29 protein-coding genes and 2 tRNA genes are annotated in these 24,758 nt (G+C 30.9%); 24 read left to right on the top strand and 7 right to left on the bottom strand.

Features of this window, described 5'->3' with window-relative positions:
* Positions 1 to 59 precede the first annotated feature (59 nt).
* From KSU54_RS04180 to KSU54_RS19120, 8 genes are all read left to right on the top strand, one after another.
* Positions 60 to 836: an HAD-IIB family hydrolase gene (locus KSU54_RS04180; RefSeq protein ID WP_003537431.1), complete on the top strand. Its 777-nt coding sequence runs from the start codon at positions 60 to 62 to the stop codon at positions 834 to 836.
* A 2-nt stretch (positions 837 to 838) separates the two neighbouring features.
* Positions 839 to 1,753 (top strand): helix-turn-helix transcriptional regulator, encoded by a 915-nt coding sequence (locus tag KSU54_RS04175; protein ID WP_003537432.1) that lies wholly within the window; start codon positions 839 to 841, stop codon positions 1,751 to 1,753.
* A gap of 54 nt (positions 1,754 to 1,807) precedes the next feature.
* Positions 1,808 to 2,551 (top strand): GNAT family N-acetyltransferase, encoded by a 744-nt coding sequence (locus KSU54_RS04170; RefSeq protein ID WP_008791520.1) that lies wholly within the window; start codon positions 1,808 to 1,810, stop codon positions 2,549 to 2,551.
* Positions 2,548 to 3,180, top strand: a complete 633-nt coding sequence (locus KSU54_RS04165) for a GyrI-like domain-containing protein (protein WP_008791521.1) — start codon at positions 2,548 to 2,550, stop codon at positions 3,178 to 3,180. The genes KSU54_RS04170 and KSU54_RS04165 overlap by 4 nt, the downstream gene beginning before the upstream one ends.
* Positions 3,181 to 3,243: 63 nt before the next feature.
* Positions 3,244 to 3,924: a deoxyribose-phosphate aldolase gene (gene deoC, locus KSU54_RS04160; RefSeq protein ID WP_008791522.1), complete on the top strand. Its 681-nt coding sequence runs from the start codon at positions 3,244 to 3,246 to the stop codon at positions 3,922 to 3,924.
* Positions 3,925 to 3,973: 49 nt separating this feature from the next.
* Positions 3,974 to 4,849, top strand: a complete 876-nt coding sequence (locus tag KSU54_RS04155) for a cation diffusion facilitator family transporter (RefSeq protein ID WP_117791907.1) — start codon at positions 3,974 to 3,976, stop codon at positions 4,847 to 4,849.
* Between the two features lie 66 nt (positions 4,850 to 4,915).
* Positions 4,916 to 5,899: a D-isomer specific 2-hydroxyacid dehydrogenase family protein gene (locus tag KSU54_RS04150; RefSeq protein WP_003537437.1), complete on the top strand. Its 984-nt coding sequence runs from the start codon at positions 4,916 to 4,918 to the stop codon at positions 5,897 to 5,899.
* A gap of 170 nt (positions 5,900 to 6,069) precedes the next feature.
* The gene (locus KSU54_RS19120; protein ID WP_003537439.1) at positions 6,070 to 6,201 is read left to right on the top strand and encodes a hypothetical protein; all 132 of its coding nucleotides are present in this window, start codon (positions 6,070 to 6,072) and stop codon (positions 6,199 to 6,201) included.
* Positions 6,202 to 6,307: 106 nt separating this feature from the next.
* On the opposite strand, the gene KSU54_RS04145 is transcribed toward KSU54_RS19120, so the two are convergent.
* Positions 6,308 to 6,383 (bottom strand) — tRNA-Gln (locus KSU54_RS04145).
* Positions 6,384 to 6,438: 55 nt separating this feature from the next.
* Between KSU54_RS04145 and gltX the strand changes: the two genes are divergently transcribed.
* Both gltX and KSU54_RS04135 read left to right on the top strand, forming a co-directional pair.
* Positions 6,439 to 7,875: a glutamate--tRNA ligase gene (gene gltX, locus KSU54_RS04140; protein WP_117791906.1), complete on the top strand. Its 1,437-nt coding sequence runs from the start codon at positions 6,439 to 6,441 to the stop codon at positions 7,873 to 7,875.
* Positions 7,876 to 8,208: 333 nt separating this feature from the next.
* Positions 8,209 to 8,284 (top strand) — tRNA-Glu (locus KSU54_RS04135).
* A gap of 58 nt (positions 8,285 to 8,342) precedes the next feature.
* On the opposite strand, the gene KSU54_RS04130 is transcribed toward KSU54_RS04135, so the two are convergent.
* Positions 8,343 to 9,227, bottom strand: coding sequence for a MurR/RpiR family transcriptional regulator (locus KSU54_RS04130; RefSeq protein WP_003537446.1), 885 nt, complete (start codon positions 9,225 to 9,227; stop codon positions 8,343 to 8,345).
* Positions 9,228 to 9,436: 209 nt separating this feature from the next.
* Between KSU54_RS04130 and KSU54_RS04125 the strand changes: the two genes are divergently transcribed.
* From KSU54_RS04125 to hydF, 4 genes are read left to right on the top strand one after another with little or no spacing between them, the layout of a single operon-like run.
* Positions 9,437 to 9,682, top strand: a complete 246-nt coding sequence (locus KSU54_RS04125) for a TM1266 family iron-only hydrogenase system putative regulator (protein WP_003537447.1) — start codon at positions 9,437 to 9,439, stop codon at positions 9,680 to 9,682.
* 1 nt (position 9,683) lies between these two features.
* Entirely contained in the window at positions 9,684 to 10,742 is a 1,059-nt protein-coding gene (gene hydE / locus KSU54_RS04120; protein WP_008791525.1) for a [FeFe] hydrogenase H-cluster radical SAM maturase HydE, read from the top strand.
* 31 nt (positions 10,743 to 10,773) lie between these two features.
* Complete coding sequence (gene hydG, locus KSU54_RS04115) at positions 10,774 to 12,195, top strand: [FeFe] hydrogenase H-cluster radical SAM maturase HydG (RefSeq protein WP_003537452.1); 1,422 nt, start codon at positions 10,774 to 10,776, stop codon at positions 12,193 to 12,195.
* Positions 12,196 to 12,197: 2 nt separating this feature from the next.
* Complete coding sequence (gene hydF / locus KSU54_RS04110; protein WP_117791905.1) at positions 12,198 to 13,385, top strand: [FeFe] hydrogenase H-cluster maturation GTPase HydF; 1,188 nt, start codon at positions 12,198 to 12,200, stop codon at positions 13,383 to 13,385.
* 96 nt (positions 13,386 to 13,481) lie between these two features.
* On the opposite strand, the gene KSU54_RS04105 is transcribed toward hydF, so the two are convergent.
* Together KSU54_RS04105 and KSU54_RS04100 are read right to left on the bottom strand one after the other, a co-directional pair.
* Positions 13,482 to 14,576: an aldo/keto reductase gene (locus KSU54_RS04105; protein ID WP_117791904.1), complete on the bottom strand. Its 1,095-nt coding sequence runs from the start codon at positions 14,574 to 14,576 to the stop codon at positions 13,482 to 13,484.
* Between the two features lie 116 nt (positions 14,577 to 14,692).
* Complete coding sequence (locus tag KSU54_RS04100; RefSeq protein ID WP_008791528.1) at positions 14,693 to 15,193, bottom strand: nitroreductase family protein; 501 nt, start codon at positions 15,191 to 15,193, stop codon at positions 14,693 to 14,695.
* Positions 15,194 to 15,306: 113 nt separating this feature from the next.
* Here KSU54_RS04100 and KSU54_RS04095 point away from each other — a divergent pair, with 113 nt between their 5' ends.
* From KSU54_RS04095 to KSU54_RS04080, 4 genes are all read left to right on the top strand, one after another.
* Positions 15,307 to 16,419 (top strand): metallophosphoesterase, encoded by a 1,113-nt coding sequence (locus KSU54_RS04095; RefSeq protein WP_003537457.1) that lies wholly within the window; start codon positions 15,307 to 15,309, stop codon positions 16,417 to 16,419.
* Positions 16,420 to 16,631: 212 nt separating this feature from the next.
* The gene (locus tag KSU54_RS04090) at positions 16,632 to 18,053 is read left to right on the top strand and encodes an amino acid permease (protein WP_003537458.1); all 1,422 of its coding nucleotides are present in this window, start codon (positions 16,632 to 16,634) and stop codon (positions 18,051 to 18,053) included.
* Positions 18,054 to 18,125: 72 nt separating this feature from the next.
* Complete coding sequence (locus KSU54_RS04085; protein WP_009300185.1) at positions 18,126 to 19,445, top strand: M18 family aminopeptidase; 1,320 nt, start codon at positions 18,126 to 18,128, stop codon at positions 19,443 to 19,445.
* Positions 19,445 to 19,846 carry a hypothetical protein gene (locus tag KSU54_RS04080; protein WP_003537461.1) on the top strand — a complete coding sequence of 134 codons (402 nt, stop codon included), beginning with the start codon at positions 19,445 to 19,447 and terminating at the stop codon, positions 19,844 to 19,846. Before KSU54_RS04085 ends, KSU54_RS04080 begins: the two co-directional genes overlap by 1 nt.
* A 105-nt stretch (positions 19,847 to 19,951) precedes the next feature.
* Here KSU54_RS04080 and KSU54_RS04075 read toward each other — a convergent pair whose 3' ends face one another.
* Together KSU54_RS04075 and KSU54_RS04070 are read right to left on the bottom strand one after the other, a co-directional pair.
* Positions 19,952 to 20,302, bottom strand: coding sequence for a hypothetical protein (locus KSU54_RS04075; protein WP_003537463.1), 351 nt, complete (start codon positions 20,300 to 20,302; stop codon positions 19,952 to 19,954).
* 142 nt (positions 20,303 to 20,444) lie between these two features.
* Positions 20,445 to 20,804: a hypothetical protein gene (locus KSU54_RS04070; RefSeq protein WP_003537465.1), complete on the bottom strand. Its 360-nt coding sequence runs from the start codon at positions 20,802 to 20,804 to the stop codon at positions 20,445 to 20,447.
* Positions 20,805 to 21,089: 285 nt separating this feature from the next.
* Here KSU54_RS04070 and KSU54_RS04065 point away from each other — a divergent pair, with 285 nt between their 5' ends.
* The 4 genes from KSU54_RS04065 (at position 21,090) to KSU54_RS04050 (ending at position 23,026) form a co-directional block, all read left to right on the top strand.
* Positions 21,090 to 21,512: a cell wall hydrolase gene (locus tag KSU54_RS04065; RefSeq protein ID WP_003537467.1), complete on the top strand. Its 423-nt coding sequence runs from the start codon at positions 21,090 to 21,092 to the stop codon at positions 21,510 to 21,512.
* A 13-nt stretch (positions 21,513 to 21,525) separates the two neighbouring features.
* On the top strand, positions 21,526 to 21,879 hold the full coding sequence (locus KSU54_RS04060; RefSeq protein ID WP_008791530.1) for a spore coat protein GerQ: 354 nt from the start codon (positions 21,526 to 21,528) through the stop codon (positions 21,877 to 21,879).
* 139 nt (positions 21,880 to 22,018) lie between these two features.
* Positions 22,019 to 22,300: a hypothetical protein gene (locus tag KSU54_RS04055; protein WP_003537472.1), complete on the top strand. Its 282-nt coding sequence runs from the start codon at positions 22,019 to 22,021 to the stop codon at positions 22,298 to 22,300.
* Between the two features lie 126 nt (positions 22,301 to 22,426).
* On the top strand, positions 22,427 to 23,026 hold the full coding sequence (locus tag KSU54_RS04050; RefSeq protein ID WP_003537474.1) for a PTS sugar transporter subunit IIB: 600 nt from the start codon (positions 22,427 to 22,429) through the stop codon (positions 23,024 to 23,026).
* A gap of 7 nt (positions 23,027 to 23,033) precedes the next feature.
* On the opposite strand, the gene KSU54_RS04045 is transcribed toward KSU54_RS04050, so the two are convergent.
* Positions 23,034 to 23,906 carry a LysR family transcriptional regulator gene (locus KSU54_RS04045; RefSeq protein WP_117561211.1) on the bottom strand — a complete coding sequence of 291 codons (873 nt, stop codon included), beginning with the start codon at positions 23,904 to 23,906 and terminating at the stop codon, positions 23,034 to 23,036.
* A gap of 130 nt (positions 23,907 to 24,036) precedes the next feature.
* Here KSU54_RS04045 and KSU54_RS04040 point away from each other — a divergent pair, with 130 nt between their 5' ends.
* Positions 24,037 to 24,273, top strand: a complete 237-nt coding sequence (locus KSU54_RS04040; RefSeq protein WP_003537477.1) for a hypothetical protein — start codon at positions 24,037 to 24,039, stop codon at positions 24,271 to 24,273.
* A gap of 32 nt (positions 24,274 to 24,305) precedes the next feature.
* On the top strand, positions 24,306 to 24,689 hold the full coding sequence (locus tag KSU54_RS04035; RefSeq protein ID WP_003537478.1) for a MerR family transcriptional regulator: 384 nt from the start codon (positions 24,306 to 24,308) through the stop codon (positions 24,687 to 24,689).
* Positions 24,690 to 24,758 lie beyond the last annotated feature (69 nt).

The following is a 24,758-nucleotide window of genomic DNA, read 5'->3' as shown; positions in this document are numbered from 1 at the left end:
GTAAATAAAAAATAATTATATTAAAATATGATAGGATAAAACAGTTGGAGGTTTTAATAATGAAACGTAAATTTTTCTTTTTTGATATTGATGGTACTTTGGCAGTTGGGACACCAGGAAATCAATATGTACCAGAATCGACTAAAATAGCTATTTCAAAATTAAAAGAGGCTGGTCATTTTGTTGCTATTGCTACTGGAAGGAGTTATGCGATGGCAGTAGAACATATGAAAGAACTAGGGTTTGAAAATATGGTAAGTGACGGTGGAAATGGAATTACAATACATAATAAATTAGTAGAAATTAAACCCTTAGATTACGATAAATGTATCAATTTAATTAATGAATGTAAGGAAAAAGGATATATTTGGGCAATTTCACCTGATAATGCGACAAGACGATTGGCACCAGATAATCGCTTTTATGATTTTACACATGATATCTATATGGATACCATAGTTCAAGAAGGTTTGGATCCAAAAGACTTTGATAAAATTTATAAAGTATATGTGGCTTGTTATGCTCCAGAGGAAGAAAAGCTGGAAACTTTAAAGGAACTGCCTTGGTGTCGTTTTCATCAAGAATACTTGTTTGTAGAACCTGGCGATAAGTCAGTTGGAATCAAAATGATGGTTGATCATTTTGATGGGGATTATAGTGATGTAGTTGTTTTTGGTGATGAAAAAAATGATTTGAGTATGTTTACTGATGAATGGACTAGTATCGCAATGGGAAATGCAATTGATGCTTTGAAAGCTAAAGCTGCATATATTACAGATGATTGTGACAAAGACGGTATTTATAATGCCTGTAAACATTTTGGCTGGATCGACTAAATATGTCCGTTAATCGACTATTTGAAACTATTTATTATCTGATTGAACATAAGCAGACTACTGCTAAAGAATTGGCTGAACACTTTGAAGTTTCAACCCGGACAATATATCGTGATTTAGATCGCTTGATCGTAGCTGGATTTCCAATTTATGCCAATCAAGGAGCTAAGGGTGGAATTTATATAGATAGTGAATTTGTTTTGGATAAAATGACATTCAGTGATGATGAACAGAATCAAATTTTAATGGCACTTCAATGTATAGAGAGGCTTCAAGATAGAGATGAAGCAGGCTTAATTGATAAGATGGCAGCGTTATTTAATAAAAATAAACTAGATTGGATTGAAGTTGATTTTACTACTTGGCATCATAACAATAGTCAAAATGAAAAGTTTGAAACAATAAAAAAAGCTATTTTTGAACAAAAGGAAATTAAATTTAAATATATTAATTCTTATGGTGAGAAATCACAGCGATGTGTTTTTCCAAATAAACTGTTTTTTAAAGCAAATACTTGGTATTTACAAGGATATTGTCTTCAAAAAAATAGCTATCGTGTTTTTCGGCTAACAAGAATTATAGAATTACTAACGACATCAAATTATTTTCAACTTGAAGAAATTGCTTTACCACCAAAAATAAATAAAATTCCTAATTTGAATACCCCGAGGATTAAAGTGATTTTAAAATTTGATAAAAGTATAGGGAGTGTTGTTTTTGATGAATTCGGTGATGGTGTAATCTGTGAGGATACTGCTGGAAATTATATAGTAAGTAGTGTTGTCCCTGATGATTACTGGTTGATTAGTTTTATTCTCTCATTTGGGTCTAAAGTTGAGGTAATAGAACCTCAAGACCTTAAAGATAAGGTAATTATAGAAATTAATAAAATTAAGGCTGTTTATAAACAAACTTGACAGAGGATGTCAAGTTTGTTTTGTTATAATGATTCTATAGAAAGGATGAGTTAAATGGAAATAATCACAGTCGATCAAAATAATTTGGAGAAGGAGCATATTTGTTGTGCAATTTCTAGTAATAATGATATCCAAGTTAAAGCTAAAAAAGCTTGGCTTGAGGAACAGTTTAAATGCGGATTGATTTTTAAAAAGATGGATGTAAGGGGAAAGTGTTTTATTGAATATTTACCACTTGAAGAAGCTTGGGTACCTATCGTAGGTGATGATCTTATGCATATTAATTGTCTTTGGGTATCTGGAAAATATCAAGGACAGGGATTAGCTAAAAAATTGTTGGAAGCTTGTATTGAAGATTGTCGTAAACAGAAGAAACATGGAATAACTGTTATTTCTGCAAAAAGGAAAATGCCGTTTGTAATGGATTATAAATTTTTAATTAAGCATGGTTTTATTTCAATAATGAGTCTAGATAAATATGAATTAATGTATTTAAGTTTAGATTCTCAAGCAGTTCAACCAAGTTTTACGATTAAAGAAATGACTTGTGAGGAAGGTGGATTAGTTTTATATTATAGTCATCAGTGTCCTTTTACAGCTAAATATGCCCCGATGATTGAAGCGTATTGTCAAGAAAAAGGTTTAATAATTAAATTAAAACTATTAAATAGTAGTGAGGAAGCAAAAAATGCGGGAATTCTTTTTACCACATATAGTTTGTTTTATAATCATAAATTTATTACAAGAGAAATTTTATCGGTTAAAAAATTTGAGAAAATATTGGAGGAATTAATATGACTAAATTAGATTATAAGAAAGAATATAAAGATTTATATTTACCAAAAAGGTCCCCAATGTTGATTAATGTAGATAAAATCACGTATGTAACAGTTGATGGTAAAGGTAATCCTAATACATCAGCTGAATATAAAGAGGCTCTAGAATTATTATATAGTATTTCTTTTACAATTAAAATGTCCAAAATGACGGATAATAAAATAGATGGCTATTTTGAATATGTAGTTCCCCCTTTGGAAGGCTTATGGTGGCTGGATAAAAAACCAACTGAAAAAGTAATCGGTGATAAAAGTAAATTTTATTGGAAATCAATGATTAGATTACCTGAATTTGTTACACTTGAAGTTTTTGAACATGCTAAAGAATTATTAAAAGTAAAAAAACCATACTTAAATCTTGATAAAGTAAATTACGAAATTATTGAAGAAGGGAAATGTGTTCAAATTATGCATCTAGGCAGTTATGATGAAGAAAATACGAGTATTGAAAAAATATATCAATTTATCGAAACTCATGGATTACAAATTGATCTCAATGAAGTCCGCCGACATCATGAAATTTATTTAAGTGATCCAAGAAAATGTAAACCTGAAAATTTAAAAACAGTAATACGTTATCCTGTTAAATAAAAATACGTTATCATAATAGAGGGTTTGTAGTATAATTATGATAAATAGAAAGGCGGGATATAAATGCAACGAACATTAGAAGAAATTACTCAGTATATTGATCATACATTATTAAAGCCATATGCGTCAAAAGAAGCGATGCAAGCTTTTTGTAATGAGGCAAAAGAATTAAAGGTAAAGATGGTCGCAATAAATTCTTACTATACTAAATTTTGTAAAGAATTATTAAAAGACACCACAATCCATGTTGGCGCAGCTATTTCTTTTCCTTTAGGTCAAACAACAATAGCAGTCAAAGCTTTTGAAACTATTGAGGCAATCAAAGATGGTGCTGACGAGATTGATTATGTTTTAAATCTTGCTAAAGTTAAAGACGGTGATTTTACTTATATCAAGGAAGAGATGGAAACAATTGTTAAGATTTGCCGTGAGGCAGGAATCATTAGTAAAGTAATTTTTGAAAATTGTTATTTAACAAAAGATGAAATCAGGAAATGTGCACAAATTGCTAAAGAAGTTAAACCGGATTTTATCAAGACTTCTACTGGCTTTGGAACAAGTGGAGCTTTGATCGAAGATGTGAAAATAATGTTAGAAACTGTAGATGGTGTTTGTAAAGTCAAAGCAGCAGGCGGGATTAGGGATTATAAAACTTTTAATGAATTTATAAATTTGGGAGTTGAACGAATTGGGACAAGTTCGACTAAAACAATTATTAAAGAATTTAAGGAAAATGATGAGTAATCTAGGTCACTAGATTACTTTTTTTGCATATAATAACTTAGGTGATAATATGGAAGAGTATCAAAAAACGGTAATGCGTGTTTCAACAGTTACATTATTAGGAAATTTAATTTTAGCATTTTTTAAAATCTTAATTGGGTTTATATCTTTTTCTAATGCAATTATTTCCGATGGTATCCATACTGCGTCAGATGTTTTAAGTACAGTTGTAGTTATGGTTGGCGTAAAATTATCCAGTAAAGAAAGTGATTTAGAACATCCATATGGTCATGAACGGTTTGAATGTGTGGCAGCAATTATTCTTGCAGTTATGTTGTTTTTAACGGCGTTGTTGATAGGATATGGCGGTATTATAGAAATTATTAACCCAAGTAATGTTAAATTAAAATATGGATCGTTAGCTATTGTTATAGCTGTAATATCGATTGTGGCTAAGGAAGCGATGTATTGGTATACGATTATTGAAGCAAAACGTATCAATTCAAATGCAATGAAAGCAGATGCCTGGCATCATCGAAGTGATGCTTTTTCTTCAATTGGCAGTTTAGTCGGCGTTATTGGTTTTTATTTAGGATATTATATTTTAGATGCAATTGCTAGTATTCTCATTTGTGGTTTTATTCTAAAGGTAGCGATCGAGATTTTTAATGATGCGATTGATCAAATGATTGATCATGCCTGTAGTAGAGAATTTCAAGAGGATTTGATTTCTTTAATTACGGAGCAAAGTGAAATAATTAATATTGATGATTTGAAAACAAGATTATTTGGTAATAAAGTATATATAGATTTAGAAGTACAGGTTGATGGAAATGATAATTTACGTCATGCTCATGCTATTGCTCATCAAGTGCATGATTTGATTGAAAATAATTTTCCAACAGTCAAACATTGTAATGTTCATGTTAATCCTAGTGACAGTTGACAAAGAGTTTACATCTTCTAAGGCAAGTGCTAAACTATAGTAGTTGTAAATAATAGGGGGTAAAACATGAAAATTGCAGTATATAATTATCGAGAATTTGATGAGGGACAATATTTTGAAAAGTTTTCACAACATTATTGTGTTGAAATAATTAAAATATATGATTCACCAAATAAAGAAAATGCAGTTTTAGCAAAAGGTTGTAACGGGGTAAGTGTTATTACTACAGCAATCACTAAGGAAATTATTGAGATTTGGCATGAACAAGGTGTAAAACATATTTCAACAAGAACTATTGGTTATGATCATATTGACTTGAAAGCAGCTAAGGCGAATAAGATGATCGTAAGTAATGTAACCTATTCGACTGCCAGCGTTGCAAATTATACAGTAATGATAATGTTAATGGCTTTAAGAAAAATGAAAATGATCATGCGTCGAGCAATTGGATTTGATTATTCATTAAACGAGAGTATTGGATTAGAACTTGAAAATATGGTTGTTGGGGTGATAGGAACAGGTGCTATAGGTCAAAAAGTGATTAAAAATCTAAGTGGTTTTGGCTGTCAGATACTTGCTTATGACCCATTTGAAAAAGAAGAAGTAAGAAAATATGCAGATTATGTGGCAATGGAAGAAATTATTACTAAGAGCGATATCATAACATTTCATGTTCCGGCTTTAGAAGATACGTATCATCTTGTTTGTCAAGAAACTATTGAAAAAATGAAGGATGGTGTTATTATAATTAATACCGCTCGTGGAAGTATTATCGATACCAGTGATTTGATTAGTGCGTTAGAGAGCGGTAAAATCGCTGCCTGTGCTTTAGATGTAATCGAAAATGAATTAGGATTATATTATAATGATTATAAATACAAAGTGATTGGAAACCATGAATTATCTATATTACGAGATATGCCCAATGTTTTATTAACTCCACATATGGCCTTTTATACAGAACAAGCAGTCAGTGATATGGTTGAACATTCGATTGAAAGTATTGTAGCTGATCGTGATGGTAAAGAAAATAAATTTAGAGTATGTTAAGATAGTTTTATAGTTATAAATTTTAGATAAATATTATTTTCAATAATGTTATAAGCTTAAAAATATTTAGCTACATACTTTTTAACAATAAGTAGTTAGAAAGTTATGAATAAGTTAGAAATGTAGTATTAATTTATTTATTGGAGACAAACTATTATGGGGTGATAATAGTGAAGAATAAGAAAAAACAAAATAAGTCAAATGAAGCAGTAAAAACAGCTGGTAATAATCAATGGACAAATAATAATACCAAATATTATCCTGATGAACGCGAGCGTCAAGATGGTCCCGGAGGCAATTAATAAAAACAAGTTGGTTAACATATGTTAATTCAACTTGTTTTTTTATAGATTTACTTATAAGAAAGGAATATAATAAAAAAAGTAGAAAGCTCTACTTTTAAATGCATGGCTAGGGTACTTGGATTCGAACCAAGGAAATGTCAGATTCAGAGTCTGATGCCTTACCGCTTGGCTATACCCTAATTAGTGGACATTTATAATTTTAAAACTTTATTGGAAAAAATACAAGGGGATGGAATGAAATTTATGAAAATTAGAACAAGATTTGCACCTAGTCCAACTGGCTATATGCACATAGGTAACTTACGAACAGCTTTGTATGGTTATTTGATTGCTAAAAAAGACGATGGTGATTTTATTTTGAGGATTGAAGATACAGATCAAGCCCGGGAAGTAGCTGGGGCAATAGATGTAATTTATCAAACATTATCAGATACTGGACTTGAATATGATGAAGGACCTGATAAAGATGGCGGATATGGACCATATATTCAATCACAAAGATTAGAAATTTACCAAAAGTACGCTCATGAGCTTGTTAAGCTGAATGGAGCTCACTACTGTTTTTGTAATCAAGAAAATGTTAAGGGTAATAAAGAGGATCAAATATTTAAAGATCCATGTCATCAATTATCTGATGAAGAAATAGAGAAACTATTGTCAGAAAATAAACCGTATGTTATCAGACAAACAATTAAGCAGGGGCAAACAACTTTTAATGATGAAGTATACGGAGAAATAACTGTCGATAATGATACTTTAGATGAGGGGGTGTTACTAAAGAGTGATGGTTATCCAACATACAATTTTGCTAATATCATCGATGATCATTTGATGAGTATAACCCATGTAGTACGAGGAAATGAATATTTAGCTAGTACGCCGAAATATAATATAATTTATCAAACTTTTAATTGGGAAATTCCAACGTACATTCATGTTCCGCCAGTGATGAAAGATGAGCAGCATAAGCTATCAAAGCGCAATGGAGATGCTTCATATCAAGATTTAATTAAGCAAGGATACCTAAATGAAGCAGTCATTAATTATATTGCTTTATTAGGGTGGGCTCCAGAAGGTGAGGAAGAGATTTTTTCTTTATCCGAACTGATTAAAAATTTTGATATTAAAAGAATATCAAAGGCACCAGCAATTTTTGATCTCGATAAATTAAAGTGGATGAATGGACTTTATTTACGAAATTTAACGTTAGAAAATTTTCATCAACTAGCAATGCCGTATTATCAAAAAATAATTACACGCGATGTTGATTTATTAGAACTGAGTCAAGTACTACAATTGAGGATTTCCTATTTAAATGAAATACCGGAGATGATTGATTTTATTAATGAACCATGTAATGCTGATGAAACATTATTTAAAAATAAAAAGATGAAAACAAATCCTGAAAACTCATTAGAAGCTCTTATTTGGGTTAGAGATGCTTTAAGTACTTTTGATAATTTTAATGATGATCTAGCGTTACATGATTTATTTATTAATTTAGCTCAAGAAAAAGAAGTGAAGAATGGACGGATTATGTATCCTGTCAGAGTTGCTTTGACTTTTAAGTCATTTACTCCGGGCGGAGCTGTTGAAATTGCACATATTTTAGGGAAAAATGAATCACTTAAAAGAATCGATCTGGCCATTAGGTTATTAAGTATGAAATAATTTGATACTTAAATTGAAATAGTATTTTGAATATACATAAAAGCCTTTTTTACAGGAATTTTGTTTCCATTAAAAAGGCTTTTAAAAGTGGCATATATTACTGTTTTATTAGCTCTGATTGCTTTAAAGTTGGTACTTATTATTATAATGAATATAAGTTTTATAATTATTGATGTTGATATTTCTGGGTCCATGTCTAAAATATACTCAACTGTATAGATAATTTTGCCATAGATTCACTACACTATCTAAAACATCTAATAATTATATTGATAAAAATTGTTTTGAATAATGATTGTCTTTTTTTTATAAATAGTGCTATAATATTTACATGGTCTGTTGGTGAAGCGGTCAACACACTAGGTTCTCATCCTAGCATTCACGGGTTCGAACCCCGTACAGGCTACCAAATAAAAATAACACCCACGTAAGGGGTGTTTTTTTTGTTTGGTTTTGAATTGATGAGTTTATTGAGGAAATTCATCTTCATCAATAAACTCATAACCCGAGTGACGGTCATCAACAGCTTTAGCAATTTGAATTTTATAATCAAGATTTTTTTGATAATCAAATGAAAAAATTCCTGCATAAAGAGTATCCAGTAAGTATTTAATCGATGTTGTTGTTGCAAAATCTCCAATCTTTGTATGTAACATTTCACGTGATGAAATTCGTAATGTTACATCAGCAATTTTAGAAAGGCGATTATTTGCAATACAGGTAATCGCGATGATTGGAGTTTCTTTCTTTTTCAATACCTTAGCAACCTCAATAATAAATTCTGTTTCTCCAGAATATGAAATTAAAATAGCACAATGGGTTTCATCACTCATTGCCGCTTGAACCTTGGGATTACCAGGCAGACGACAGATATTTACATTACGATGAATATAAAATAATTTACTTCTAAATCCTTCTGCTAATAAAAGGTTATTAGAAACTCCATAGAGATCTAATTCTTTAGCATTTCGAAGATAACGTAAGGCCGTTTGTAAGTCATCATGATTCAGCATGGACATCGTGTCTTGAATCGCATCAATTTGAAGTTGACCGATATTATTAGAAATTGTCATAATATCATCACTAACAACAAAAGGAATACTAGCATCGACCTTTTGTTCTTTAAATAAATATTCGAGTTCTGCAATAAAATCTTCTTTAAAGGCGTTCCAGCCGGAATAACCTAATTTTTTGGCAATACGTACTAAAAGTGGGGCAGAAGTGAATGTTGCTTTAGCAATACTGTTGGCTGACATATTCTTTATTTTTAAACCTTGTTCAAGAATGTAGTCAATAATAATAGCTTCACTTGATGAAAAGTGAGTATGTTCAAGTTTGTGAATTATTAACATATTTTTTACCTCGCTTTATTTCATTATACGTGTCGAAGACAAAAGAGTAAACCAAAAAGAATTAAAATGATAACGTTTTCATTTCAAATGTGGTAGAATATAAGTATGCAGCTAATGATGAGGAAATTTCTGAGTCAAAGGGTGAACAATTATTTTTGTTTTGTTCAACCATTAGTACGCCCTAATGGTTTTTAGTTTAAGGAGGTAAAATGGAAAGTAGAATTGCAATTTTAGGAATTTTTGTTTATGAATTAGACAGTGCTAATAAGATTAATGACTTGTTGCATAAATATAGTCGCTATATTATTGGGCGAATGGGAATTCCCTATAAAGATAAGCAAGTATCAGTTATGTCTGTTATCGTTGATGGACCAAATGATGTAATAGGGGCTTTATCGGGAAAAATCGGAATGCTCAAAGGTGTCAGTGTAAAGGCACTATATTCAAAAGGATAGAATGAGTAATATTGATTTAATTAACAAGCTTCATCAAGAAGGCGCATTGGATTTTGATGAGTTTAAAAGATTATTAAAAACATTTGATCAAAACGATTTTGATTACGCTAAGAAGATTGCTGCGAAAATCACTGAACAAATATTTAAAAATAAGATCTATATTCGGGGATTAATTGAAATCAGCAGTTATTGTAAAAATGATTGTTATTATTGTGGATTACGTCACAGTAATAAATTAGCATTACGCTATCGGCTAAATTTAGAAGAAATATTATTATGCTGCAAAGAAGGTTATCGCTTAGGCTTTCGAACATTTGTTTTACAAGGTGGAGAAGACGAATATTACCAAGATGAACGAATGGTAGAAATTATTGAGAAAATAAAAGAATTATATCCTGATTGTGCAATTACGCTATCGTTAGGAGAAAAAAGTAAAGAAACTTATCAAAAGTATTTTAATGCAGGTGCTGATCGTTATTTGCTTCGTCATGAAACTTATAATAGAGAGCATTACTATCAGCTTCATCCTCATGAGATGTCATTTGATAATCGAATTGACTGTCTTTTGAATTTAAAAGCAATTGGGTTTCAAACAGGATGTGGATTTATGGTAGGAAGTTATCATCAGGATATTGATTGTCTGGTTAATGATTTATTGTTTATTAAAGAGCTAAAGCCGGAAATGGTAGGGATTGGACCATATTTAGTGCATCAAAATACGCCTTTTAAAAACCAACCAAATGGTGATTTAAAACTTACTCTTTTTTTATTAAGTTTGATTAGAATTATGACAAAGGATGTTCTATTGCCTGCAACAACTGCTTTAGCAACTTTAGATTCTAATGGGCGCTTAGAGGGAATTAACCATGGTTGTAATGTTGTGATGCCTAATTTATCACCTCAGGAGGTAAGAAAAAAATACTCGTTATATGATGGAAAAGCAGCGAGTGGACAAGAAGCGAGTGAAGGATTAAAAGAATTAATTGATACGCTAAAGACGGCGGGATATGAAGTTGTATATGAGCGTGGAGATTATTGTAAATTTGATTACGAGGGTTAGACCTAAGTAAAAGAAAGTGAGAAAAAGGAAAATGTATAATGTAAAATCTAATAAGGCTGAAGAATTTATTGATGATCAAGAAATACTGGAAACAATTGCATATGCTAAAGAAAATAAAGATAATCGAGAATTAATCTTTTCTTTAATTGAGCGTGCTAAAGACTGTAAAGGATTAACGCACCGTGAAGCAATGCTGTTATTGGAGTGTGAAATTCCTGAAGCAATTGATGAAATGGAAAAAGTTGCTAAAATGATTAAGCAAAAATTATATGGTAATAGAATTGTAATGTTTGCACCTTTATACTTATCAAATTATTGCGTTAATGGTTGTGTCTATTGTCCTTATCATTTAAAAAATAAGCATATTGCAAGAAAAAAATTAACTCAAGAAGAAATAAAAAAAGAAGTCATCGCACTTCAAAATATGGGGCATAAGCGTTTAGCATTAGAAACAGGAGAGGATCCAATCAATAATCCAATTGAATATGTATTGGAAAGCATTAAAACTATATATGGGATCAAACATATAAATGGAGCAATTAGGCGGGTTAATGTTAATATTGCTGCAACAACAGTTGAAAACTATAAAAAGCTAAAAGAGGCTGGGATAGGAACTTATATTCTTTTCCAAGAAACATATAATAAGAAAAATTATGAAGCACTGCATCCAACGGGACCAAAACATGATTATGCTTATCATACTGAAGCAATGGATCGGGCTATGGATGGTGGAATTGATGATGTCGGTATTGGGGTTTTATTTGGGCTAGAAATGTATCGATATGATTTTGTGGGTTTATTGATGCATGCCGAACATTTAGAGGCCGCAAAAGGAGTTGGACCACATACGATTAGTGTTCCGAGAATTTGTCCAGCAGATGATATTGATAAATCAGACTTTAGTAATGCTATCAGCGATAAAATTTTTGAAAAGATTGTAATGATCATCAGAATGGCAGTACCATATACGGGAATGATTATTTCAACACGTGAATCTAAACGGGTTCGAGAAAGAGTGTTAGAGTTAGGTATTTCACAAATTAGTGGTGGCTCTAAGACAAGTGTTGGCGGTTATGATGAACCTGAAACTGAAGAAGATACTACTTCTGCACAATTTGATATTAGTGATAATAGAACTTTAGATGAGGTTGTTAAGTGGTTATGTGAATTAAATTATATTCCAAGTTTTTGTACTGCTTGTTATCGCGAAGGAAGAACGGGAGATCGTTTTATGCAATTATGTAAATCTGGTCAAATCTCGAATTGTTGTCATCCTAATGCTTTGATGACATTAAAGGAATATAGTCAAGATTATGCCGGTGATGATACTAAGTTAAAAGCTGATAATTTAATTATGAAGGAATTAGATAATATCACTAGTGATAAAGTTAGAAAAATTTGTCAAGAACGTCTTACGATGATTGAAGACGGGAAACGTGATTTCAGGTTCTAATAATGGCAGGGTTAAATAAAACACCAGGAGCTAATCGGCTCCATATTGGTTTTTTTGGAAAACGTAATAGTGGCAAATCGGCATTGATCAACGCCTTTGTTAATCAAGAAGTTTCAATTGTCTCAAGTGAACCGGGAACAACTACTGATCCTGTCTATAAGGCGATGGAAATTGATGGTTTGGGACCATGCTTGTTAGTTGATACTGCAGGTTTTGATGATATTGGGACTCTAGGGCAATTGCGAAACGATAAGACAAAAAAAGCTAGTGAAAAGATTGATATTGCAATCATTCTTTTTAATGATAGAAAGATTTGTCAAGAATTAGACTGGTATCATTATTTTAAAGAGAAGCATATTCCTACGATATTAGTAATAAGTAAAGCTGATTTACAAAGGAATGATAATCTTCTAAAGAAAATTACTGAAGCAACTAGTGAAACACCATTACTGATTAGTTCGTTAACGAAGCAAGGAATAAAAGAGTTACAGGAAAAATTGCTTGAAAAGGTACCGGCTGATTTTGAAAAAGAAAGCATTACAGGTGAATTAGCAAAAAAAGGTGATCTTGTACTATTAGTAATGCCACAAGATATTCAAGCTCCCAAAGGCAGATTAATTTTACCCCAAGTTCAGGTAATGCGTGAATTGCTTGATAAAGGTTGTCAAATTATGGCTGTAACAACGGAACAACTAAAATCAGCTTTACAAAAATTAAATCAAGCCCCTGATCTTGTTATTACAGATTCACAAGTATTTAAATATGTTTATGAAAATATTTCTTCAGAAAGCAAATTGACATCATTTTCTGTTTTAATGGCAGGTTATAAGGGAGATTTAAATTATTATGCTAAAAGTGTTGAAATCTTAGAACGGCTGAATGGTGATTCGACAGTTTTAATTGCAGAATGTTGTAGTCATGCACCATTAAGTGAAGATATTGGACGGGTTAAAATTCCTCGAATGTTAAAGAAAAAATTTCCTGGAATTGGTGTTGAAATTGTTAGTGGAACAGATTTTCCAGATGATTTAACCAAGTACGATTTAATTATTACTTGTGGTGGCTGTATGTTTAATCGCCGGTATATTATGACAAGAGTTAATCAGGCAAAAGGGCAAATGATTCCGATGACAAATTATGGCATTTTTATTGCATATGTAAATGGAATCTTGGATAAAGTTATATATTAAAAGGACTATTCAAATGATACAGAAGTAAAATAAAGGTAGATATTGGAACTAATACCTACCTTTTCATTACATTTGCATCATGGAGTATCTTTTTAATTACTCAAATGTTTCAGCGACTTCTTTTAAATATTTAATAATTGGCAGATGCTGCGGACAAATATGTTCGCATTGTTGACATCCAATACAAGTAGATGCCTTGCCATTAGTTTTTGTGTGAACTCCATAATAATAATCACTATTCCAGTCATTAAATATTTTTTTATCATTATAACAGCCAAATAAGTCAGGAATTGAAATTTTCATCGGGCAGCCGTCTGTACAATAACGACAAGCGGTACAAGGAATTCCTCCTAAGGAATCTAATATTTTTCGAACTTTTGCTACCGCCTCGTATTCCTCATCGTTAAAAGGAATGAAATTTTTCATAACCTTCAAATTATCTTTCATTTGCTCTAAATTACTAACACCTGATAAAACTTTATATACACCTTCAAAAGACGCTGCAAAGCGTAGAGCATAACTAGCGTTGCTGGCATTTTTATTTAGATCAGTTAAAATTCTATTTGCTGCTTCGGGAAGATTCGCAAGACCACCGCCTTTAATTGGTTCCATTACTAAAATAGGTTTATTAAATTTGCGACATACTTCATAAACCTTCTTACTTTCAACACTAGGATTATTAAAATCAGCATAATTAAATTGAATTTGGACAATTTCTATTTCGGGATGTTCACTTAAGATCATCTCTAAAATAGTTGCAGTATCATGAAATGAAATTCCAATGTGTTTGACTTTTCCTGTTGCTTTTAATTCTTGAGCAGCTTGATAAGCTTGACATTTTTGAAAATGCTTATAATTTTCACGGTCTTGTGCATGCATTAAATAATAATCAAAATATGAAACACCTGTTTTTTGTAATTGCTCATTAAATAGTGGAAGAATATCTTCTTTGCTGTTAAAAAAACTTTTAGTTAGTTTGTTAGTAAGGACATATGATTCACGGGGATAGCGTGAGACTAAACAATCACGAAGTGCGGTCTCACTTTTTCCGCCTAGATACCCGTGGGCAGTATCAAAATAATTAAATCCTTCCTGCATATACAAATCAATCATTTGATTAAACTCGTCATAATCGACTTCATCATTTTTCATTGGTAGTCGCATACAACCAAAACCAAATTTATTTTCCATAATTAACCTTCTTTCTATTATAGTTGTATTAATAAATTTATCATACATCTTAGAGTTAACTAGAAGTCAATATTTGAATAAATAAAAATAGTTTTAACAAAGAATAATTTTTGATTCTATTTAAAATAGCTAATATTTTTAGAATCAAAGCGATCAATCAGTGGCTTTGTTTCATTACTGTAACCAACAGCTACAACACCAACGGGATATTCATTATCAGCTAGATTGTAATAGTTTTTAAAACCTTCAATTCTTTCCGAAACTGGAGCGATTCCACACCAGCAGCAACCAAGCCCTTGATTGACTGCTTCAATTAAAAGGTTTTCAATTGCTGCACTACAATTGATTAGACCATATTCAGGTGAAATAGCTTTATTTAAATCAGCTATTACGAGAATAGCACAAGGAGCTTCTTTCATCATTGTTGTATATGGTGATAATTTCGTCATATCATTTAGTGCTTGAGAATTTGTAATAACTTTAAATTTCCATTCTTGTGTATTACGGGCTGTCGGCGCGTTCATTGCTGCTTTTAAAAGTTCTAAGATTTTTTCAGGTTCAACTGGTTTGTTCAAATACTTTCTAATGCTTTGACGTTGTTCAATTTCTTTTAACATTTTTATTACCTCGTTTCTAGTATGATTATAACGCAGAATTTATAAATACTTAAGATAATATTACTGTAAATTATTTATATATTTATGCTATAGTAGGACTAGAGGTGAAGTGAATGTTGGAGGCACAGCATATAAAAATAAAAGTAGTAGGAGAATATCGCTGTATTGTAATCAGTGATATTCACTCTCACTTAGATCGATTTAAAGCACTGCTAAAAAAGGTTGATTATCGATACGATGATTACTTGATTATTTTAGGTGACTTTATTGAAAAAGGTACGCAAGCTTTAGAAACTGTTAGATTTTTACAAGAACTTCAGGCAAAAAGTGAGCGCGTATATGTGATTCTTGGTAATTGTGAATATGCGTTAGAAGAAATGGTAGATAATCCTAAATATGCTAACCAAATAGTTCACTATTTAAATCGTATTGGTAAAGGCGGAATGATTCGACAAGCTCTAGAAAAATTGAATATAGACATAAAAAAAGAAAATCCTGAAGTAATGCAGGTAAAAATAAAACAGTTTTTGCGGCCATATTTTCAATATTTTAAAACTTTACCAACAATACTAGAATTCAATAATTTTATTTTTGTTCATGCAGGAATTGAAAATCGAAAAGACTGGCAAAATTCATCTACTTCATCGCTTATTGAAATGCGAACGTTTTATCAAACTGGTCACTGTTTAGATAAATATGTTGTGGTTGGACATTTACCGACATCAAATCAATATGCTAATGCAATCAATAATGATATTATCATTGATAAGCAAAAGCGTATTATTAGTATTGATGGGGGAACTGGGGTAAAATCTATTAGTCAATTAAATGCATTGATAATTACTGGTGATGGCGATAGATTTAAGTTATCAAAAGAATATATACAGCCGTTACCGTTATATCAGGCAGTAGTTGATGTTAATGTAGAAAAACAAGTTGTCAATAAAGTGGCATGGCCTAATTTTGAAGTCGAGGTGCTTAAGCAGGGAAAATTATTTTCAACCTGCAAACAAATTAAAACAGGTAAGATTTTTAAGATCAAGAATGAATTTTTGTATTTAAATAATCAAAAATATTATTGTTTGGATGACTATGTTGATTATTTGATTCCTTTGGAAAAAGGTGAGGTAATTAAATTAGTGGGAATATACGGTCCTTATGCTTATGTGATCAAAGATAACGAAATAGGATGGGTTAAATATCGTTATTTAAAAAAAGTAAATTAGATATCTGAGGATAATTGGGTATCTTTTTTTATACAGCGGGAATAATTTTCATTATTATAATAAAAAAATGTAAATGTGTAGGCTAAATATAAGATTTTTGTTATAATAGAAACGTTGCGAAGCAAATGAACTGTTTTTATTTATAAACAATTAGTTTTGCAACCCGACGGGACTAAAACGAACACGGTGTTGTTCAAGATTAGGAGGGTTTTATGTCAAATTCGAAGAAAATCGTTTGGTATAACTTAGCCTTTATGGCCTTTTCGACTGTTTGGGGATTCGGAAATGTGGTTAATGGTTTTGTATACTTTAACGGAGTCCAAGTAATTTTTAGTTGGATCATGATGTTTGCACTATACTTCGTACCATATGCATTAATGGTAGGAGAGTTAGGCTCAGCATTTAAAAATGCTGGTGGTGGTGTGAGTTCATGGATTCAAGAAACTTTAGGACCAAAATTAGCTTACTATGCTGGATGGACTTATTGGGTTGTTCATATGCCTTATATTGCTTCTAAAGCATCAGGTGGGCTAAAAGCTTTAAGTTGGGTATTGTTCCAAAATTCATCTTTTTATGATTCTTTGGATATTCGCCTAGTCCAAATTATTACCCTGGTAGTATTTTTAGTATTTGCCTGGGTAGCATCACGGGGGTTAAATCCATTAAAATCATTGGCGACTATTGCTGGATCGTCGATGTTTGTAATGTCAATTTTATTTATTATCTTAATGATGGCAGCACCGGCTTTAAATCCTAATGGAGGATATCAAACTATTGATTGGAGTTTTAAAAATTTAATTCCATCGTTTAGGTTAGAATATTTTACTTCATTATCGATATTAGTATTTGCCGTAGGTGGATGTGAAAAAATTTCACCATATGTAAATAAAGTAGAAAATCCTTCAAAAGGATTTCCTAAGGGGATGATTGCATTGGCAATCATGGTAATTATTTGTGCCATTTTGGGTACAATTTCAATGGGAATGATGTTTAATGTTGCTGAAATTAATGCTAATTTTGATTCATATGTAGCTAATGGAGCATATTGGTCATTCCAAAAATTAGGAGAGTATTATGGTATTGGTAATACCTTCTTAATTGTTTATGCAGTATGTAATATGGTCGGGCAATTATCAACTTTGGTAATTTCTATCGATGCGCCACTTAGAATGTTATTAGACAATGAAAATGCGCGTCAATTTATTCCTGCAAAATTATTAAAGAAAAATGACAAAGGCGCATATACCAATGGAATTTTGTTGGTAGTAGCAATTGTTACACCATTAATTTTAATTCCGGCGTTAGGAATAGGAAGTGTTACGGCATTTTTAAAATTCTTGACCCAACTAAATTCAGTTTGTATGCCACTGCGTTATTTATGGGTGTTTATTGCATATATTGCATTGCGTAAAGCAATTGATAAATTTCCAGCAGAATATCGCTTTACTAAAAGTCAATTTTTTGCGAAATTTTTTGGATGGTGGTGTTTTATTGTCACTGCAGCTTGTTGTGCTTTAGGAATGTTTAAAGGAAGTGCATTTGAAATCGCAATGAATATTATTACCCCAATTATTTTAGTTGGATTAGGAGCAATTATGCCTGCTCTAGCTAAACGTGGTAAGACAAGTCAATAGTATCTTAGACATTCCTTTAACACATGTTAAAGGATATGTTACAATAGAGCCGTAATTATGGAGGTCATGAAAATGGATAAACAAATATCACAGGAATTAGTAACTTTTATTAAGCAAAGCCCAACTGCTTTTCATGCTGTAGCTAATATGCAGAACATTTTAATTGAACATGGGTATGAAGAATTATTAGAAGGACAAACGTGGCAAATTAAGAAGGGTGGTCATTACTTTGTCACTAGAAATAATTCTAGCATTATTGCTTTTAATCTTGGTGAGAATTTAGATAATTATAGTTTTAATGTTGCTGCATCACATAGTGATTCACCAACTTTTAAAGTCAAAGAGAATGCTGAAATTGAAATAAAAGGTAAGTATACGCAATTAAATACAGAGGGTTATGGTGGGATGTTATGTGCTACCTGGTTTGATCGCCCATTATCTATTGCAGGTAGGGTTTTAGTTCAAGAAGGTGATAACTATGTTACCAAACTAGTAAATATTGATCGAGATCTAGTAATGATTCCGAATGTTGCAATTCACATGAATCGTACTGTCAATGATGGTTATGCTTATAATAAACAAGTTGATATGTTACCGTTATTTGGTGGATCTGAAACTAAAGCAGGAGATTTAAAGAAACTGATTGCTGATGAATTAGGTGTTGATGTTGAAACTATTTATGGAACAGATCTATATTTATATAATCGCATGGAACCATCAATTTGGGGAGCTAATGAAGAATTTATTTCATGTCCACAACTAGATGATTTACAATGTGCATATACTTCATTACAAGGTTTTCTCAAGGGAGCAAATAAGCAATCAATCAATGTATTTGCCTGTTTTGATAACGAAGAAGTAGGTTCAGGTACTAAACAGGGTGCAGGATCAACATTTTTATATGATGCTATGCGTAGAATCAACAATGCTTTAGGAAAAGGTGAAGAAGAATATTATCGGGCATTGGCTTCAAGCTTTATGTTAAGTGCTGATAATGCTCATGCTGTACACCCAAATCATCCTGCGAAAACAGATGTTAATAATTGTGTTTATATGAATGAGGGTATTGTTGTAAAATCTCATGCTGGTCAAAAATATACTAGTGATGCAGTTAGTATAGCTGTTTTTAAGGGATTATGTAAAAAGGCTGGAGTTCCAGTACAATTTTTCTCTAATCGCAGTGATACTGCTGGTGGTAGCACGTTAGGTAATATTGCAATGGCACAAGTTTCAATGAACAGTGTTGATATAGGATTACCTCAATTAGCAATGCATTCATCTTATGAAACAGCTGGTGTCAAAGATACTGCTTATATGATTAAAGTGATGGAAGAATTCTTTAATAGTCATATTGAAGAAATGAGTGGACATATTTTAAAGGTTACTAAATAATGAAAAAAGAAAAAACTAGTAAAAAGCGATTAAAAGAGATAAAAAAAGAAGTACTTGAAAAGTATATTATTGCTGGTTTATGGCAAACGATGTGTGGCTATATTGTTTTACTTTTTATCAAAGAATTATTAACTGATAATTATTTAGTCAGTTTTTCTGTTGATGTTTTGATTGCGATTATTGCTTTCTATGTTACATTACATAATCTAGTTAATCAATACAAACTAATTAAGGAAAATCGGTTGTCATTAAAGCCTTTCTCTTTTCAAATTTTTGGAATTATTGTTGGTTTGTTCATTGTAATACTTACTTTAAAGAGTCCTTTTGATATTTCTTTTGCGATTCTTGTAATTGCTTTTTTAACAAGTAAAAAAATGTTTGAAAAAGAACTAATGAAATAACTGTACGTTTGTATGGCTATTTTGATAACTACTTTTTATAATGTTATCAGATTAATAAAAAAGTCACGATATTGATTTGTCGTGACTTTTTTTAGAATAATTAATTTAATGAGATAATTTTTCTTCTTTTAATTTATTAGCAACATCCATTTGATGTTCTTTTTCTTCTTGAAGTTTGACTGCCATTTCATCAGTAGTTAGTTTATGTGTTTTTGGTTCTTCTTTAGCTTTACCAAAAACTTTTTCAAAAGCTTCTTCTGCTTCTAAATCAATTTTTTGTTTTAAATCATTTAATTCATGTAATTTAGCTTCATGATGAGCAATTTCTTCATTAACGATAGCTTTAATTTGATCTTTAGTAAGTGGTGTAACATTTTCTTTAATAAGATCTTTACCTTCGTTAAAATAAGTTTTTAAAGATTCAATAGCTTGTTCATTGATTTTTTTAGTATTCATAATAATTTCCCTCTTTCTTTTGTTTTCATTTGTAATATATGCTTCTGTGCAAAATAATTCTATATATAATAATCATTTATAAATGCTGTTAACAAAATTTCTACTTTCAATTTAGATTATTTGTTAATGGCATTAACAAATGTTATTTCCTTAATTTAGCTGTTTTTAATTTATTTGCAGTTTCAATTTGATGAGTTTTTTCTTCTTGTAGTTTAACTGCCATCTCATCAACAGTTAATTTATTTGGAGATTTTTTGCTGGTAATCCTTTTACCTAAAACCTTTTCTAACGATTCTTCTGCCTCAATAGCAATATTTTTTCTCAGCACTTCAAGTGATTCAACTTTTTTTTCTTGAGCTTGGATTTCTTCGTTGACAATTTTAGTTATATCTTCTTTATCCAAAGGCTTTCGCTCAAAATCATTCAATACTTTATCGGGATTATCTTTAAAGTAAGTGTTTAATGAATTGAGTGCTTGTTTTTCAATTTCTCTCTTATTCATTTTAATTACCTTCTTTCCTTAACTACACTCGTATCATAATCGTTACTGATAATTTTGGAAAGTAAAAAATAGTTGATTTAAATACTATTAACAAAATTAGAAGTTTTTTTATCATAGTTCTGTTAATGTTGTTAACAAAATATCGGGAATAAAGTTATTATTCGAAAGATTAATTTTATATCTAATAATATTTTTTGAATAAGTCGAAAAAAGCTTAAATTACTGTATAAATTAGTTATATTGTTGCTTTATCGGCATATAGTCTTAAAGAGGTGATATCAGAAGATGAGCTCAAGGATTGCTTACAACAGTAAGGAAGTAGAATTACTAGCACGGTTGATCAAGGCTGAAGCATTAGGCGAAGGTCAAGAAGGAATGCTGTTAGTTGGGAATGTTGTCGTTAATAGAGTTGCTGCAGTTTGTGATGTATTTAAAAATGTTGTTACTATTACGGAAGCAATTTATCAGAAAAATGCTTTTGCTGGAGTTGGAACAGATTTATTTAATGGACCTGTTAATACCAAAGAAAAAGAACTAGCGCTTAAAACAATTAAAGGTTATCGGAATGCTCCAGCAACATATGCGTTATGGTTCAAAAACCCTGGGGATAATGTTACTTGCCCAAAAACATTTTATGGAGAATTTTCGGGTCGATTTAAGAATCATTGTTTTTATAATCCCGGACCAAATTTAGTATGTGAAATCTAAAGGAGATGCATTTATGAATTATTTTGAAGATTTAAATCCTTATTTTGTTAGACAGGATCCAGATGCTGAAGTGAATCCTGACGGTACACTGATACCGCCTAAAAACCCTAATCCGGCAGCTGTACCACAAATATATATGGGAAATATCATTCGTTTGAATATCGGTAAGCTTGGGACTTTTTATTTCACTTATAGTGATAGTGAGAAATGGCGAGATGAAGTTTTTGTTGGTATAGTTGAGGATGCAGGTCGAGACTATTTTATTATTAAAGATGTAAATAGTGAAGATCGGTTTTTATTACCGTTAGTATATTTTTTATGGGCTCGATTTAAGGGCGCAATCTCGTTTACGGTACCGCCACAATAACTAATAATAAAGGATAGCCACTTTAATGATAAATTTTTGAGGTTATCCTTTGTTGTTATAATAAAGCTTCTAAAAAAATGTACAAGTAGATATACAATCCTTATTCTTAATACTATAATAAGGTTGGAGGGATAATTATATGGCAACCGGAGACGTAATCGATTTTTTGGAAAGGGAAGGATATGACTTAGATTTTATTAAGACAGCAAATCGTTATCTTTCTTATGATTCTGAACATCTTATTTTGCAATGTAAAAATGATATATTAGAATTTGGTGAAAAAGAACTTGTAAAAATGTATTTAGATAATGACATTTTTTATAGTTATACTTTGAGTAGGTTCAATTCAAAGGTTGGGTTAGCCTATTTTGAATGTACCCTGAAAGATGCTTTTTCAATTTTTACGTTGCAAAATATTTAAAATTATGTGTTAAAGCTCTACTAAGATAGAGTTTTTTTGTATATAGAATATTTTTCAGTTACTTACCCTCTTGACATTAAAGTTAACTTTAGGTTTATACTAGGCAATGTAAGGGGGAAAATTAATATGGATGAATTTTATCAAGATTTATTAGAACCGGTTGTTTATCGCTGGGTTAAGACGCATGAACATATCAAAGTCTGTGAAAATCAATGCACTCTATGTATTGATGGAAGTAACAGTACCGGAATAATCAGTTTTCATAATGAGGGAATCGTTGAATTGAGTGTAAAGAATAAAGATAGTGATGAAATATTGTTTTATTTACATTTTCAAATGCATGATTTTAAATCTACAATGGATCAATTTAATACATTTTTTAATTATCTTTGTTTACCCACAATTAAGCTTGGTGAGAGCATTTTCAATAATGTAAATACTAATAAAATTTTACTTAGTTGTAGTGGCGGTCTGACAACTTCATATTTTGCTTATTCAATGCAGGAAATTTTTAAACGTCAGGGCTTGGATATAGTTGTTGATGCGGTAGGATATATGGAAATTGATAAAGTTATTGATGATTATGATATGGTTTTATTAGCACCACAAGTTGCTTATTTACTGCCACAGTTGAAAAATAAATATGGAAATAAGATTTTTATTATTGATTCGCTAGATTTTGCAACGAATGATTTTAATGCCATTATAAAAAAAGCAGTTAATTAATGAAGCATTAGATAAGTTCAATTACTTTTTTTAAAAAGAAATCTGCAGCTTTGGAAAAAATTTGATATTTTTTCCAAACAAGATCTAGTCCAACTTCAAGCTTTGGCTCTAATGGTTTAAAACATAATGTACTATTGTATGTATTAATTAATTTATCAAGTGTTAAGGCATATCCAGAACCTTCATCAACTAATAATGAAGCATTGTAGATTAGATTATAAGTAGCGACAATATTTAATTTGTCAAAATCATCTTTTAGCCACCCTGAAAGTTCATTTCGAACAAGGTCTTGGTTAGAACAAATTAGTGGCAGGTCTTTTAAATCCTGGGGGTTGATATATTCTTTGGATGCTAGAAAAGCGTCTTTTTTCATCAATACACCCCAGCAATCGGTATAAGGGAGCTTAATAAAATCATATTTTGAAAAATTAGTCGGCTCAATTAAAATTCCAAAATCTAATAGACCTTTATCAAGTTTTTCAGTCACATCTTGGGCATTTCCACTATAGAGATGAAATTTGATTTCTGGATGAATTTTTTGCGTTTCTTTAATCGCTTTCGTTATTAATCGCATTCCTTCTGTTTCACCACCACCAATATAAATATCACCACTAATAGTTTCATTATCAAAAGTCATTTCTGCTTCAGTTTTATTAACTAAGTCAATAATTTCTTCGGCTCTTTTTCTAAAGAGAATTCCATCATCTGTCAAGGTAATCCGACGATTACCTCTAATTAGTAACTGCTTACCAAGTTCATTTTCAAGATCTTTTAATTGTCTTGACAGGGTTGGTTGGGTCATATGTAAATAATCAGCTGCAGCAGAAATACTTTCTTCACGAGCTACAGTAATAAAATATTTTAGAACTCTAAGTTCCATACAAATCAACTCCTTTAAGATATTTTAACATGCATCAATATGCCTTTCAAGCATAGGAAACTATTTAATATAAGTATTTGCTATCCGAAAAGCTATATTTTAGAATATAGCTGAAGGAGATGATAAAGTGATGTGTTCAAATGATACACCTGAAGCGGTATATCAAAACTTATTAGATGCAGGTTGTGATAGTAAATTAGTAGATAGATTTATGCTATTATTTGCACATAAAAACTATCAAGGACAATTACAAATTTTGTCAGAACAAAGAAAGGAATTATTAGATGAACTTCATCTAGTTCAAAAAGAATTAGACTGTTTGGATTATTTAATTTATAAAATAAAAAAGCTTTATTTAAATGACTAATTGATTATTTATATGACAAAGGGGAGATTTTGATGGGTTACACTATTCGAGAAGTATCTGAAATTTTAAAAATACCAGTTTCGACGATTCGCTATTATGAAAATTTGGGGTTATTACCAGTAATTCAAAGAATTGAAGGAAAACGTGTGTTTACAAATGAAAATATTACTGATTTAAAGCGAATAAAAAAACTAAAAGATATGGGGATGACATTAAAAGATATTAAGAATTTCAATCAATTATATTCAAAGGGAAAACTGTCATTTGAACAAAAAATTATGATACTTGATCAACAACATACTGTAATTATTGAACAAATTGAAGAACTTCAGCATACGCTAGAGATCATTGAAACGGAACGTTTAAAATATAGCAATATTATCAATAAAAATCATACTGCAATTATTTGCAGTTAATAAATAAGATGAAAAAGAAATATATTTTTTACTTCTAGTATTAATATTGATAGGCTATCTGGTTAAACA

Source organism: Erysipelatoclostridium sp. MSK.23.31, from assembly GCF_019125875.1.
GTDB lineage: Bacteria > Bacillota_I > Bacilli_A > Erysipelotrichales > Coprobacillaceae > Thomasclavelia > Thomasclavelia ramosa.
The sequence above is the reverse complement of the archived record's forward strand: the minus strand, read 5'-3'. Positions and strand labels throughout refer to the sequence as shown.